Source organism: Candidatus Accumulibacter similis (assembly GCA_013347225.1).
GTDB lineage: Bacteria > Pseudomonadota > Gammaproteobacteria > Burkholderiales > Rhodocyclaceae > Accumulibacter > Accumulibacter similis.
Genome location: CP054595.1, coordinates 2,836,076 through 2,851,897 on the forward strand (window position 1 = coordinate 2,836,076; position 15,822 = coordinate 2,851,897).

The 15,822-nt window shown below is 69.2% G+C and carries 1 protein-coding gene; it reads right to left on the minus strand.

Annotation, left to right across the window (positions count from 1 at the left end; genetic code table 11):
- Positions 1-904: 904 nt before the first annotated feature.
- Positions 905-15,781 carry a tandem-95 repeat protein gene (locus HT579_12560; protein QKS29665.1) on the minus strand — a complete coding sequence of 4,959 codons (14,877 nt, stop codon included), beginning with the start codon at positions 15,779-15,781 and terminating at the stop codon, positions 905-907.
- Between the last annotated feature and the right edge of the window lie 41 nt (positions 15,782-15,822).

Sequence of the window (15,822 nt, forward strand, 5' to 3'; positions counted from 1 at the left end):
TCGGCCAGTCAGCCTTGCCGTCGAATGCCGGTGACCGCTTTCCACGTGTGCACGTCTGTCCGACGCGCGGACACGATGCGCGCATCGGCGTTGCCGTTCGCGGCGGCAGCAGCGGGCCGCACAGGTGACGTGTGTGGCGCACCGTATACCCTGGCGAGCATCGCCGCTGCGGCTGATCGGCGTTGACCGGTGGGACGGGCATCGCCACGGCCTGTGGCCGACGCGCTGCCCGACCGGCGGCAATCGCGGGATGGTGCCGGCCGGCACCTGAGCGAGGGCGTGGGCCGAACGACCCGGAGCGCTGACGGGCACCCGACCCGGCATGCTCAGGCATCGATACGGATCGTCAGCGCGGCGACGTCGGGCAGAATGGTTGCATCGGCTCGACTACAGCACTCTCGAGAGAGTGCCCGGCAGCTACGTCACCGAAGACTTCAGCAACTGTTGAGCAGATCGACATCTGGCTCGATCAGGTCCTCGATGCCGGGAGCCTGGACGACCTTTTCGGACCGACCACGCCCTGCTGATGCGAGCGTTTTGCGTCCGTGCCTGATTCGATGCGCATGCGCTCAGGGTCCTCGGCCAGTCAGCCTTGCCGTCGAATGCCGGTGACCGCTTTCCACGTGTGCACGTCTGTCCGACGCGCGGACACGATGCGCGCATCGGCGTTGCCGTTCGCGGCGGCAGCAGCGGGCCGCACAGGTGACGTGTGTGGCGCACCGTATACCCTGGCGAGCATCGCCGCTGCGGCTGATCGGCGTTGACCGGTGGGACGGGCATCGCCACGGCCTGTGGCCGACGCGCTGCCCGACCGGCGGCAATCGCGGGATGGTGCCGGCCGGCACCTGAGCGAGGGCGTGGGCCGAACGACCCGGAGCGCTGACGGGCACCCGACCCGGCATGCTCAGGCATCGATACGGATCGTCAGCGCGGCGACGTCGGGCAGGATGGATGCGCTCGGCCGGGTGCCGAGAAACGCCGGCAGCCAAGCCGGCGGGGAGCGGTGTGGCGCGGCGAAGCGGAGGTGCGAAGCGCTCCAGTCGATTCCTGGCACTGCCGCAGCGGGCGCCGACGCTGGCGGCGGTGGCGCCTCGCGCGCCTCCGCGTTCGGTACTGCTGCAGCGGCGCGACGAGCCGCAGAGAGGATCGGCGCGGCGGCGGCGTCGCCGCACCCGGCAACGAGTGGCGCGAAAGAGAACGTTCCGCGCGGCGGCGTTCCCCGGGAGGGCGGTTCCAGGGCGGCGGGTAGCGTGCCTGCTGCCCTCGACGCGGCGCGGTGGTACGCGTCCGCATCCTGTTCGCCGCCGCCTGTCCGCCGCCGCGAGACCTGGGCTGGCATGGTCGGGGCATGCGCGCCGTTCGCTGCAGCCTGCACGCCGACCGCGCCGGCGAGCGGCAGGACGGCAGCAACGACCTTTCGCTGCTGCTCGTCGAGCCGGCCGTCATGCCGAGCAGCCGGCGCATCCGCACCGACCGGCGTGCGCGCCGTCGACGAGCCTTGCGGCGAGTCGCTCCTGGGGTTGCCGGCGCACTCGGCAGCGACGACAGCGGTGTTGCCGCTCGTTCCGCCGCTGCGGCAAGGCGAGTCGTCGGCGCTGCCGATGAAGCACGAGGCTGCGCGACTGCCTGCCGCCGGCGACCATGGCGCCAGCGCCCCGGCAGCGGTCGCACTGGCGCGCCCGGGCGGCGATTCCGCTGCCGCCGCCGCGGCAGGCGCGGCGGCGCGATCGGCGCGTGGCGGCATGCTGGCCGCGGCCGGCAGCTGGCACAGGGCCTCGCCCGGCGGGGTGCCGGGCGCTATTCCGGGCGCCGTCGCTGCCGGCGACACGGGCGCCGGCTCCTCCTGCAACAACGGGCCTGGCTGCCGGGCGGCGGCACCCGCCCTGGCTTCCCGATCGAAGCCGCCGCCGGCAGCCGCCGGCGGTTGCGGCACGGCCGGGGTCGGCGCCAGCATCAGGCTGATCGTTGCCGATGCCGCAGCGCTGCCATCGGCAACCGTGTAGCGGAAACTGTCACTGCCGGCGAAGCGCGTGCCTGCGAGGTAGGTCCACGAGCCATCGCCGTCGTCGATCAGCTCGCCGTGCGCGGGATCGGTGAGGGCGAGCGCCAGTGCATCGCCATCGCCGTCGGCGACCAGCGCGCGCAGGTCGATGCGCACGCGACCGCCGGCGGCGACGGCGAAGCTCGCGTCGCGGGCGGTCGGCGCGGCGTTGGCCGGCTGCACCTGCACCTCGATGCGCGCGCGGCTCGTCGCCTCGCTGCGATTGCTCTGCTCGTGGGCGGTGGCGATGAGTTCGAGGAGCAGGGTGCCGACGCAGTCGCGTGGCGGCCGCAGCGAGAGGCGGGCGAGGTCCCAGCCGCCAACGTCCGCCACGCGATCGCTGACGGTGGCGCCGAAGTGGTGCTCGCCGTCGCTCAGCGTCGCGCCGGGCGGGATGCCGGCGATCGCCAGGCGCAGCGTCTCGGAGCCGTCGCGGTCGGTCAGGGCGGCATGCAGCACCGGCAAGCGGATCGCCGTGTCGGCACGGCCGCTGGCCACCGGTGCGGATTCACCGAGGACGATGTCGTCGACCATCGCCACGCCGCTGCCGCCGCTGCCGGCGCGGGCGAGGCGGATCAGTTGGTGACCGCCGCTGCCGACGAAGTCGAAACGCTGCGGTTGCCAGGCCAGCGATTCGGCCGGGCTGCCTGCCGCGGCGGTGCCGATTTCATTGCCATCGACACTGAGCGTGATGTGGCTCTGGTCGGCGCCGTGCCCCGGCCGGCCGGCGAGGTCGAGCGCCAGCGTGTAGCGCGCGCCGGCGATGGTCTCGATCGCGCGCTCGATGGCGACGGCGTGCCGCTCGTCTCCATCGCCGCCGCCGAGTTCGAGCCAGTTGCTGCCGTTGCCGGCCCCGCCGCGCATGGCCGGCTCGCTGCCCGACACGTCAGCAAAGTGATCGCCGTTGCTCCAGATCCGGAAGCCGGTGCCGGCATCCGCGCGATCGCCAGCCGGGCCGACCGGTCGCCAGGCTTCGAGTTCGGCCACGTGCAGCACGGTGGCGCAGGCATCCGGATTGGCGACGCCCTCCCAGGCGGTGCGGAAGATCTCGCGCTCGCCGCCGGGAACGCCGCCGAGCAGCAGATCCGGCGCATCACCCAACGGCGTGACGCCGAGGAGGACGGTCGCCGGCTGCGATTCGGCAGATCCGTCGCTGAGCGTATAGCTGAAGCGGTCGTGACCACCCCAGTCGGCCGCCGGCGTGTAGACGAGACGTCCCTGCGCGTCGCGGTGCAGCGTGCCGTTCGCCGGCTGGCTGGTGAAGGCCAGCGTCAGCGGATCGCCATCGGCGTCGAAACCCAGCGCCGGCAGGTCGAGCGTGAGCTGGCCGTCCTCGTCGAGTTCGGCAACGTGGTCGCGTGCCAGCGGTGCGTCATTGACCGCGGTGATCGTCAGGCCGACGCGGCCGTCGACGGCGGTCGCGCCGTCGCTGACGCGGATCGCGAAGGCATCGTCGCCATGGTAGTCGGCTGCCGGGCGATAGGCGTGGCGGCCGTCGTCCATCGCCACCAGGCTGCCGTGCCGCGGCGCGCCGGCGGTGATCGTCAGCGGGTCGCCGTCGGCATCGACCGCCATGGCCGGCAGGTCGAGAACGATCGTTCCGTCCTCGGGCAGGCTGAAGGCCAGCGCGGCCAGCCGCGGCGGGTCATTGACCGGCGTCACCGTCAGCCGCACCTCCGCCTGCGCCGCCATGCCCGATGCGCCGCGCAGCCGGTAGCTGAAGCGATCGTCGCCATGCCAGTCGGGCGCCGGCTGGTAGAGCAGGCTGCCGTCGGCATTCGCCACCACGGTGCCGTTCGCCGGCGCGGCGACCAGCTCGACGGCGCTGCCGCCGGCAACGCCGGAATCGTTGGCGAGCACGTCGATGCGCAGCGGCACATCCTCGGCGGTGGTGGCGGCATCGTCCTGCGCGCGCGGCACCTGCGGAGCGGCGCCGAGGTGCAGGTCGCGGATCGTGACGCGGCTGTTGCGCGCTTCCGGGCCATCGCCGGCAGTCGGGCCGAAGCCGACCAGGTCGAAGGCGAGGTTGATGGCGGTGCCGGCGGCGATGCCGCGCAGGTCCACGAGGTAGCGGACGCTGCCGTCGGCGTTGCGCACGACGCTGATCTCGCCCGCCCGCGCTTCGCTGCCGTCGGCCTGGCGGTTGAGCGCGGCGTCGCTGCGCGTCAGGCCGCCGGCGCGCAGCACGGCAAGCCCGGTGCCGGCGTCGATCAGCGCCAGTTCGAACGCGTCGTCGGGGCCGCGAAGCTGGTCGCCGATGCCGACATCGGCGAGCGTGAAGGAAAGGAAGTGGTCGTCGTCGCCGAGGACGAAGACCTGGTTCAGGCGAGCCTGGTCGTCGGCCGATTCGAGCAGCGTGGCGGCGCCATCGCTGAAGCGGACGTCGCCGGCCGTGCTCCAGCCGCGACCATCGGTGAAGGCCGGGTTCTCGAGGCGCGGGTTGGCGGCGATGTGCAGTTGCGGACGCTTCGCCGCCGGTTCAATTCCGGCGGCGCGACTCGGGATGGCGTCGCGTGCCAGGCTGGTGACGCGGGTGAAGGGGAGGGGAACGCCCCAGGAGAAGGCCGGATCGGGGTCGCCCGAGCTGTCGGGCGGCGGCAGGTAGCCGGCGAGTTGCAGCAGCGCCACCTGGTCGGCGGCGGAGAGCGTCCGGCGAATTCCCGGGGTCAGCGTCGCCGCCATGAGGTGGTGCGGATCCGCACTGTGCTCGAGACCGAACGCGTGCCCCTGCTCGTGCAGGAGGACGGTCAGCAGGTCGATGCGGCCGTCGGCTGCCGACCCGGGCCGTGCGACCCACTCGCCGGGGTTGCTGGTCGGCAGGAACTCCTCGTTGCCCCAGGGCGTGTCGTCCACGAACCAGCCGTGGCCGGCGGCATCGGTGTCGAGAGTGATCTTGGGGGTGGGAACGGTGCCGGTGGTGTGGCCGAGGGCGAAGTCGGGGAGGTTGGCGAAGGAAAACCCACTGGCAGGGCGTTCATCGATGGCAATCCATGCGCCCGCGGGCTCGACCGAGAATGCGCCAACGGATGGTCCTGAGCTGGAAGTCTCGGCCATCTTCCAGATGAGACGCCCTCCGGGGCAGTATTTCTTGTAGGCCGAGTCATTGTACAGATCAAACTTGCCAGCTGCCGGCGTCACGTGAATATAATAGGAAAAGATAATCGAGAGGCCATCTTGGCTGGTAACCAAAACCGTCAATCTGTCCTTGCCCGTGTATCCTGCTTTTGGAATGTACTCGACTGATGTACCTGGGGCGAAATCGTTCCCCAGCTCACCGCGGAAAGCAACGAGCTGTCCGTGTTTCGGCATCTCCAGAACGCTGGCTGTTGCCAACCGATTCTCATCGATGAACCGAGGCTCGAATCCTCTCCACTTGTTATCCTTTGGGGCGAAGTGGTTTTCAGCGTCCATTCTCGGGTCGATCACTCTGCTGATTGAATGACGGCTCTCCAGATCCCGTATTTGCTCATGAGTGGGTGAAATCACACAGATGCCAATTCTCGGTACTGTTTCTTGAGCTTGCCCAGTTCGCTGCGCGTCCGCCACGATGAATGCTGTCGTCGTGGGCAAATGCGCGTCTTGAAAAAGGTAGTCGACAGCAAACATGCCAAGTTCTCCTTGTGCGAGTGAAGGATCACCTGGGAGGTGTTCCGCGGCTACAGCATCAAAGGTTGGAATGCTGGAAGACCGATCTGCAAGGTGGCGAACACGGTCTATGGCGAGCGGCGACTTGCTCGCCAGCGATACTCCGAATTTGACATTGTAATCCCGACGGTTCTCGGGAGAAAAGCCCAGATCAATCAAGACATCCTTGACGTTTCCTAAGGCATTCTGGTTCCTGATAGTTTCGGTACCCACCTTGTTCCAGTAGGACAAGCGAGCGTCACGGTTCCGCAGGTGTTCGGGAGAATCGCCGTGACCTTTTATTCCCTTCGTGGCATCTTCAAAATTCTTCTGGTCGACCTTGGTCGAGCGATCGATGATCTTGTTCAGGTCGCCATCAATCGGCTGTGCTCCGTATCGCCAATACCAAGCACCAGACAAGGCTGCAATGCCCTTATCCGCGATCATATCGTCAGGATTCTGGACAAAGTCATAGCGTGTGCCAAGGATGTCGTTCAAACCAGGTACCTTGTTGGCCTCTGGTTCATAGGGACGCGGACCCTTGTGGGTCCAACCGCGATATCCGCCTTCGGCAAGGACCTCATAGCCCCATTTGAAAGTGATCTGCATGATGCCACGCCCCTTGTACCGCGCACCATCGCCTGGTCTATCATTGCCATACCTATTACCGTAAGCCAACTCCGCCGACCGATCACTACGATTCTCGACCAAGTCAGAGTCAAAAAAGGCTTCGAATCGTGCATTGACCAAGAAAGCGGAGACTCTCTTCGCCGTATTGATATCGAATTTCGCGAGCGCGGAGTTCAGTGGTTCCACCCAGTCCCTGACACGTTCCGAAGAGGACTCCATTATGGCTGCGAGCCCTGCGGCGGTCAGGTGCGAATCGAACCCCGCACCCTTGTCCCCCACACCGCCCAGCAACAGCTTGTCGGGGGCGATCAGACCCGACGATTGGCTTCCGTCTCCAAACAATGTAGTCTGAATCGCCCGTCTGGCGTCGTCGGATTCTCCCGATTTGATTGCCGCCAACTGCTCGTCAAGCGACCCGTTCCCCGCTAACGTGTCGTTCTGAGTCGCCGTATAGACAGCCAGGAAGTCCTTGAGCGCTTCAGCCTGGTTGTTGGGGGATGCCGCGGCCGGTTGCACGCGATTGATGTACTGCAGAAGGTCGGCGAGTCTCTGCGCCCGCTGAGGATCCCAGGTGCCGTTGCCGGGCTGCTGCCGCAACCGTGCAAGCTCTTCGAGCAGGTACTTGAGCTTCTGCTGGGGTGTCGCCGCACGGTCGTTGCTGGCGGTCGCGGCCCGCAGATCGACGCTGTCGGGACTGCTCAGGCCAAGTAGCCACTCGTCGCCGTAGATGCCCCTCTGATTCTGGAGCGAGATGTAGGCCGTATTGATCCCGAGGTGCAGCCGGTTGCCGAGCAGGTTCGTTCCCGCAAACCACAGCGCCTGGCGTGCCTTGCCGTCGGAGGTCCTGTTGGCGCCCTGGCTGGCGACCATCAGGTCATGGACCCAACTCGTGCCCATCGCTTCGACCGGCCTCTTCGGGTCGGTCCGGTCGCTCCAGCCGGACAGCGGGCTCCCGTTACCGAAGCGGTACTGCATCCAGTGCGGGGCGTTGTAGGCGCTGAGCCAGCTCACGCTGGCGGCCGACAGGGTGATTGGGCGCAGCGGCTTGACGACGGTCGTGCTCTTGCCCCTCCGGTCCTTGACGGTTTCGCTGGCGCTGTCCTGGTAGTCCGCCGCGTTTTGCACGATCTGCTCGAACTGCCGCAGCGTGATCATCTCGGCTGCTTCGAGCTTGCCATCGACCCGGACTTCGCCGCTCTTCGGAATCGCCGAAAGACCGTAGCCGAGGTACCTTAACCGCTGCTCGACCCGTGCGACGTCGAACAGGCGGTTGTCGCTGTGGGCGTCGCCGCCGACGGAACCGTCGAGCGCGAAGTCGTGGTAGCCCGGGTTGTTCAGCGGCCGGTCGCCAAAGAAGGTTGTGTCGGCGGCACGGGCGTAATCGACGACCCGCAGCTTCAGGCTGAGCCGCTCGTCGGGCCGGCCGCGGTCGAATCCGGCGAGGTGAATCGTGATTTCTCCGGGTTGCAACACCTCGCCCTTGCGCAGGCGCTCGACGTCGAGGGTCGGTACCAGGAAGACGACGCCGCTCGTACTCAAGGTCTTCTTGCCGGCGTCGCTGCTGACCGTCTGCAGCCCCTGGTAGCTGCGCCGGCCCGCTGCTTCGACCGACTGCATGCCGTCCTCGCGCTCGGCCGTCAGGAGATGCCCCTTGTCGTCGCGGAGCAGGGTGGCGGCACCCCTGACCTCGATGTTCGACCAGTTGATGTTGAGATCGGCATCCGGCAAATGCGCGAGCGTGCTGGCGTACTGGCTGCGGATCAGCTTGAAGAGGTCGACGCGGGCGATGTCGCCGTAGTTGAAGCTGGGAACCTTGAGATCCTTGTCGGCTTCGATCGTCTTCAGGAAGTGCCCGCCATCGACCGGGTCGGTGAAGCTGATCGAGTCGGGGCGTCGCAACGGGCTCGCCGCCATCCCGAAAACCCAGCCCGAGGTCAGCCGGCTGCCATCGCCGAGCTCGTAGCGCAGCGGTGTCACGACCTGCTGCTCCGTGCCGCTGACGACTTGGCGGTCGATCGGCAGCGGGCGTGCCGATGCCTGCGCGGCGAGCGAGTTGCGTTCGGCCGCTGCGATGAGCTGGCCGAGGTCCCATTTCAGCAGTCCGGCGGGAGGCGGCGAGGAATCGAGCGTTGGCCAGTAGCGCAGGTCCGCCCAGAGTGTGCTGCCGTCATCGCCGACGGCGAGGCGGGAGATGTTGGCGCCGGCGAGCGGCGAGGTGGCACCAAGGTATTCGGGCCGCGGACCGAATGGGTCGCGGATGATGCCGACCTTGCCACCCAACTGCCGGGCGCCGCCTGCGTCTTCTCCGTTGCCGTGGAGTGGGTCGAGGAAGTCGAAGAAGTAGTCGGCAACCAGTGCGTACTCCCTGCCATCACCCGTCTCGACCAGCACCGGCGACTGGGCGCGCTGGATGTTCAACTGGTACTCGCCCTCGGTGCGGCTGTGCCCGGCGGACGAACCGAGCAGCGGCAGCCGCCTGAAGGCGGGCGATCCCTGCAGCCGCCCGTCAGCGCCGAGCGCAACGGTGACCGTGGCGAGGCCCGCGTTCTCGTCCTGTGCGTCACTCAACAGGAAGCGCAGCGTGTTGTCGCTGATTCCCGCCGCGGCAATGAACTGCGGTGCCTGGCCCTGGCCATCGGGCACGCTGACCGGCGCGAAGGCGCTGGTCAGCGTTGCGTCGAGGCGCCCGGCCGACTCACGTGCCACATCGAGATCGACGATGAAGATCGCGCCGCCATCGGCAGTGCCGCGGCTGCTGCCGATGCCCAAACCCTGCCGGCTGGCGGTCACCGCGAGATAGCTGTGCAGGCCGTGGTTGATCGCCAGGTCGACGTAGCCGTAGGGGGCGTTCGCACCGCTGACCGCCTGTGGCAGGTCGATCTGCTGCAGCGCGAGGAAGCGGCTGTCAGCCGGGTCGATGTTCGCGCGCAGCAGCCGATGGCCGCCGGCCGGATCGTGCGAGCCACCTTCGGCGATGTACAGCCACTGCCCCGAGACGGCGAGGCTGCTGATGTTGGCGGTGCCGATGTCGAGGGTGTCGGCGAGCGTCATCGTCGCCGTGTCGAGGATGTGAATCTGACCGCCGGCGCGGGCAACGAATGCCAACCGGTTGTCGAGGCTGAAGGCGATCGGGTCGGTCTTGCCGCCGGTGGCTGGCGCGGGCGCCCTGGCGGTGCCCGTGTAGGCGATCTCGCCGATCTGGACGTCGCCGCGGAAGACGCGCATCGTGCCCTCGCCGGCGACGAGGCTGAAGCCGGTTGGTGCCGGCAGTGTCAGGCTGGCTGCCTCGCCATCGGTGACCCAGCGGGTCTTGCCCGGGTCGCTGGGGTCGAGGGTCTGCAGCATGCGTTGGATGCTGATGACGTGCAGCCCGCTGGCGATGCCGGGCGGCAGGTCGAGTTCGAGCGTGACCATCGGCGCGTCGCCGGCAACCGGATGGAGGTCGACCAGCCGTTGCCAGACGAGCAAGCGATCGCGCTGCACGCCCTGGTCGTCGCGCCATGAGCCGGCCGTGGCATGCCCTGTGCTGTCGATGCCCGGTACCTCGGGCGTCATCCAGATGCGCAGGGCGACTTCCGGTGCCTGCGCGGACGCGACCGGCGGCTGCAGCCGGTCCAGCGTCAGTCCGAGCTTGCCGGAGGCCAGCATCCCGGCGCGCAGCACGCGCGGTGCGCTGTCGTTGCCGTCACGGGCCGGCATGCTGACACTGCTGCCGTCGCTGGGCAGCGTCAGCATGCCGCTCGCCAGATCCTTCTGCACGGGCACGGTCTGGTAGACGCCTGCGTGCGTCCGCCTGATCGCGTACACGTCGGTCGCTGCCGCCAGCGCTCCGATCAGGTCACCGGCCGCCGCGACGCCGCTCAGGCTACCGTTGCCGAGGTCGGCGGCGAGGCCGAGGACCAGGTCGTTCACCCGCAGTGCCGTCGCATCGGCGCCGAAACCCGTGAGCGTCAGCGCGCCGTTCTGCCGATCGAAGGTGGTCCTGACGCAGATGACGTCACCGGAACCGCTGATGCCGCTGTAGGGCGGGCTGGCGGTCCTGGCGACCAGCCCGGTGGATGGGTCGCTGGCGACGAAACCGTTGTCCACGATCCACCAGACATCCTGCCATCGTCCATCGCTGGCGGGAGCCAGGCCGCGGCGCAGGAAGAGCACCTCGTCGCCCTCGCGCACGCCGGTCGTGTCCTGCAGAGGGATCGAGATTTGCACGGGCGTTGCCGTCGCCTGGTCGCCTAGTTCGAGGTGGACAGCCGCCAGCGTCTGCAGCAGTCCCGGCTCGGGCGCGGCGAGGCCGGTTTCGACCTGCAGTCGGGCGAGGTCGATGCGGCGGACCGACACCGGCGTGTCGCTGCCCAGGGCGCCAGCGCCGATCAGCAACAGCTCGCCAGTGGCAGCCTGGACGACGCCGCCCCGGGCGGCAGCGATCACGCCTGCAGCCGGGGTCGGTGTTGCCGGATCGTCGTCGATGGCCTGCGGCATCCCGACCAGCAACGCTATGTCTGCCTGGCCGATCGCAGACATCGTGATCTGGCCGCTGTCGTCCACCTCGTTCGCCAGGTGGACGACCGACAGCGTCACCCGCCCCGGACGGTGGGCGCTGATCAGGCCGTCCGGACTGACGCTGGCGATCGTCCCGTCGCTCGAGAAGTAGCGCGTGCCATTGCGCACCTCGGCGATCGCCGGGGTCACCGAAACGATGACGTCGCCGGTGTTCGGATCGAGGACGACAGCGCCGGTCGCCGGATCGATCAGCACCTCGCCGGTGCCCGGGTCGCGCAGCGCTTCCTGCGTCCATGGGTCCCGGCCGACTTCCACGACTTCGGGCGAGCCCGGGAAGCTGATCTGGCTGGCGCCGTGGATGTCGAGCCGCTCGCCGGTCGCCGGATCGAGTCGATGCACCCGGAGCTGTCGCGTGGCGCCGGGCACGAGGCTCAGTGTTCCCGGGTAGACGTCGGGTTCGACGCCCGGCAGCGCATCGCCCGCGTCGCCGTCGTCCGGCCCGGCGTCCGTCAGCGCCGATGCGGTGACGGCGTTGAGCGCGACCACAGCCTGCACCGCCTGTCCGCTCGAGTCGGGCCGGCTGACGACGAGCAGCGCCGGCCCGACAACGATCGCGCGCAGCCGGTCGCTGGCGTCGTCCACGACGATGCGGCCGATTCCGGCGTCACCCATGCCGGCGAGATCCACCGCCTGCACGCTGAGGTAGGAGGGGTCCTGCAGAGCGACGCCGAGTTCGTCGGCAAAATCGAGGGTCGCCTCGATCTCCTGCGTCTGACCGGTCAGGAGGCGGTCCAGCGCTGCCAGGTGAATCTGCTGCAGGCGGGCGTCGCTGACGTCGATCGTCAGGTCGAAGGGCTGGCACGCGTTGTAGCCATCGTCGGCCTGCAGGCTGACGATGGCGCGGCCGGCAAAGCCCGCCTGCGGCGTGAAGGACAGGGTCTGTCCGTCGGTGCCCAGACGCGCACTGCCGTTCGTCGCCTGCACGACGTGCCAGAACAGCGCGTCGCCTTCGGCATCGCGCGCGATGCCCTGCAGGGCGATGGTCGTCGACAGCCCGGTGTGGGTGCGCAGTGGCGGCTGGCCGGCGCTGGCCGGAGCCCGGTTGGCGCTGAAGCCGCTGTTGGCGAAGACGATCTGCCGATCGACCGCATTGCTGTTTCCGTCACCGTCGACATCGCCCGCGCCGTGGCCGCCCCGTTGCGCCGTTTCCCAGGCCATCGCGTCGGCGGCATCGACGCGGCCGTCGCGATCGAAATCGCCGGCGACGCGCAGCCTGACGCTCGCGGCGCCACTGCCCGACAAGCGCAGGAGCTTCGGACCACCATGGCTGATCTGCAGCAGCGCCGTCCTCGTGCCGCCGTACTCGTGGCTGCCGAGTACCTCCCCGCCGACGAAATCGATCGTCGCGCCCGCGTCAACCGTCGTGCTTTCGACGGCGATGAGGAGCGATCCGCTGCCACCCGGCGGATGCGTGACGGAGGCGATCTCGCTGTCGCGGACCGTGAAGGTCAGCGTGGCGCCGTTGCCGATGTCTCCCTGCCAGTTGCCCGTCAGCCCGTTCCAGGTCGCCGGCGTACCCAGGTCCACCGTCGGGTCGCTACTGAGCAGTTCACCCGTCGCATCGTGGGTGTAGGCCATTCCGCTGCCGGCGCTGCCGATCTCGCGAACGAGGCGCAGGTTGCCGGCAGGGTCGTAGAGATAGACCGTGCCTGCCGATTCCGCCTCTCCCGTGACGGTGCCGCTGATGCGGGCGATCCGCCCATGACTGTCGCGCAACAGATCGAGCCGCCCGGCCGGGCTGCCATCCGCGGCGACAGCGGCGATACCCGCATCCGAGACCAGCCACTGCGCGCCATCGCCGAATTCGAGCTGTTGCAGACGGCCGTGCGAATCGAGGTGATAGCGATCGCCGCCGGGCGAGACCAGCGTGTACCGTTGCGGCACCCAGGGCAGGCCGCTGACCTGGTCGTACAGCGTGTCGCCGAGACGGACGAGGCTGTCCGGGCGCGAGCCGTCAGCCGACGCCTGCGCCTGCAGTTGCCAGCCGCGGTCGCTGCTGAACGCCGGGTGCCAGACCAGCGGCGCCGCCGCGTCGCCGGCAAGCCGCTCGCCGACTGCGGCCAGGCTGAAGCGCAACGACAGTTCGCCCGCTGCCGCGTCCGCCAGGTCGCGCGGGACGCTGACCCAGACCCGGGCGCCATCCCGCCAGCCGGCGATCGCTCCCGATGGGAGCGTGGCCGGCTGGTCGCTCAGCAGGCGCGGCGTGAGGATCGGCAATTCCCAGTTGCCGAAATCTCCTGCGGCAGCGGCCCTGTCATCGCCCGTCGGGTGGGCGGGCAGGCACTGGGCTGGCAGCACGCGCGTCAACGCCAGCGAGTGACCGCCCATACGGTACAGGGCGTCGCTGGCGATGGCGGCCGGCGACGACTTGAGCGAGCTGTCGATGACGACGGTTGCCTCGATCTGGCTGCTGCGGCCGGCGAGATCGCGGGCCAGCAGACGCAGGTGCCAGACGCCGTTGGCCAGCAGCCCCGGGTCGAGGGTGGCCAGCGGCAGGGTCTCGTCGATTGCCGTCGCTCGACTCACCTGTTCGGCGAGCGTCGACCAGTCGTCCGCTCCTGCCGGTGCCAGCAGCAGCTGCCAGCGCATCAACTGGGCCTCCGACAGATCGGCAGCGATCGCCAGCGGCGCGGCGATCCGCAGTGGTGCCGCGCCATCCGTCATGCCGGTGAGTGCGCCGCTCCAGGCGAGTCGTGGGGCAGCGGAATCGGCGGGATCGAGCACCGGCAGTGCGTGGATGCGCTGGGCGCTGAAGCCGTCGCGGTCGGTGGCCGTGACCCGCAGTTCCATCAGCCCGGGCTTCTCCGGATTGAAGCGGAAGCGGCCGGCAACGTCCACCGCGACGCGCCGCCAGGGCTCCCTCTCGTTGCCGCGCACTTCGACCGCCAGGTCGGCGATGCCGCTCCAGGCCTCGGCACGGGCGCTGGCGATCACCAACTGCCCGGGCCTCGCCGACAGCTCCGGGGTGGTCGAGACGACGATGTCGGGCGCGTTCGCTGCGGCACTGGCCAAGACGCGCACAACGAAGCTGTGCTCGCCGCATGCGTTCTGGCCGGGCCGGCCATCGGCGACCGCGACCGTCAGCAGATGGTCGCCGATCTGGCCCGGAGCCGGCGTCCAGCGCAGTTCGCGGCTCTGGCTGTCGTAGGTCGCGCCTGCCGGCAGGTTGGCAAAGCTCAGCGTCAGGCCCTGCGTCTGCGCCGCCCCGTCAGGATCGGCGACGGCAATCCCGTCGCTCGCCGGTTGGCCCGCGCTGTCGGCGACGACCGGTATGCGCAGCGTGTCGCCGACGACCACGGCGTGGTTGCGGGCGACCACCTGCGGCCGGCGGTTGCTGTCGAGGACCAGTACCCGTACCGACTGGGTGCTGATCGCCTGTCCGTCGCTGGCACGGAAGGTGAAGACGAAGCTGCGGTCGTCGGCGGTCGCGTTGTCGACGACCGCGTGCCCGGGCTGCCAGTCGAAGTGACCGGTGGCGGGATCGAAGCTGACCCCGTTCGGCGTCGTCGGCTCGTGCAGCAGCGCGATGCGGACGGCGTCGCCGTCGGCATCGCTCGCGTGCACGCCGAAAGCCAGCGTCTCCCCTTCGCTGACCAGCTGCAGCGGAATGGGCGCGAGGCGCGGCGGCTGGTTGCGGTTGCCCACCTGCAGCTCGATGTCGCGCGTGAAGTATGCGCTGCCGTCGCTGCCACGAAGCGAAAAGCGCCACAGCCCGGCGCTGCCGCTGTTTCCCTCCTGGGCAGCGAACAGGTCGGGGGTCCAGGAGAGCGTGACACGGTGATCATCCGGCGTCACCGACATCCCCGGCGGCAGGCTGTCGAACTGCCAATGCACCGGGTCGGCGTCGGCATCGCTGGCGCCGACCTCGATCGCCAGGGGGACGCCCTCGGTCGCCGTCAGGCGCAGGGGGTCGCCCGTGTCGGCGACGTCCGCGGCATCGACGCGGATCGCCGTCAGCTGCGGTGCGCTGTTGTCGTCGCGCACGACGATGCGCAATGCCTGCCGGCTGAGGTTCGGCTGCGGCTGCTGCGGCACCGGATGGCCGCTGCCTTGCGGTGGCAGGCCGCTGTCGCTGACCAGCAGTTCGATGTCGTGGTTGCCGCTGTCGCCGGCGTCCGGCGTCCAGCTCAACGAAGCCTCTCCATAGCGCGGTCCCGCAGACAGGCTGGCTCCGGCGGGCAGCCCGCTGGCAGCCCAGTGCAGGGGATCCTGATCGAGGTCACGCGCCCGCAGGGCGAGCAAGAAGGGCTGCCCGACGATGGCGACGACCTGCCGCGGGCTGTCGATCCGCGGCGCTTCGGTCGTACTGCGGGCGCTGAGGACGAAGCTGCGGCTGCTGGCGAGAATCTGCTGCGGGTCACCGTCGCCGTCGTCGCTGGCGGTGACGGTGATCAGGTAGTCACCGCGGTCGCCTTCGCCCGGGGCAACGCGCAGCCAGCCGGAAGCCTCGCCGCTTGCGCTGGCGGCATTGGCGATGAAGCGGGCGAATGGCGGCAGACCGGCGAAGCCGAGGCTGATCGGCGAGCCGCTGCGCCGCGAGTCGATATCGTGTGCCGTGACCGGGATATCGATGCTGCCGCCACGGTCGACGGTGGTGGTGGCGATGTCGTCGACCACCGGCGCGCGGTTGGCGTTGGCGACGATAATCGGCAGCGTCAGCATGCCGCTCAACGCGATGCCGCTGCCGTCACCGTCGTCGCTGGCGGTGACGTCGATCGTGTAGCTCCCCGCCTGATCGTAGCCGGGTGTCCAGATGATCTCCAGCGTCTCGGCATCGAAGCGGGCGCCGGCGGGCAGGGTGCTGACCCGGTAGCTGACCGTCGGCGCGACACCGGCCGGGCCGACGGCAGTGGCACCGGGCCGCAGACGAAGTGCTGGCTGAAAGTCCGGATTGTCCGGGTCGAAGGCGAGGATGCTGAAGCGCAACGGCTGCCCTTCGCGGATGTGCAGGCTTTCCGCCTGCGGCA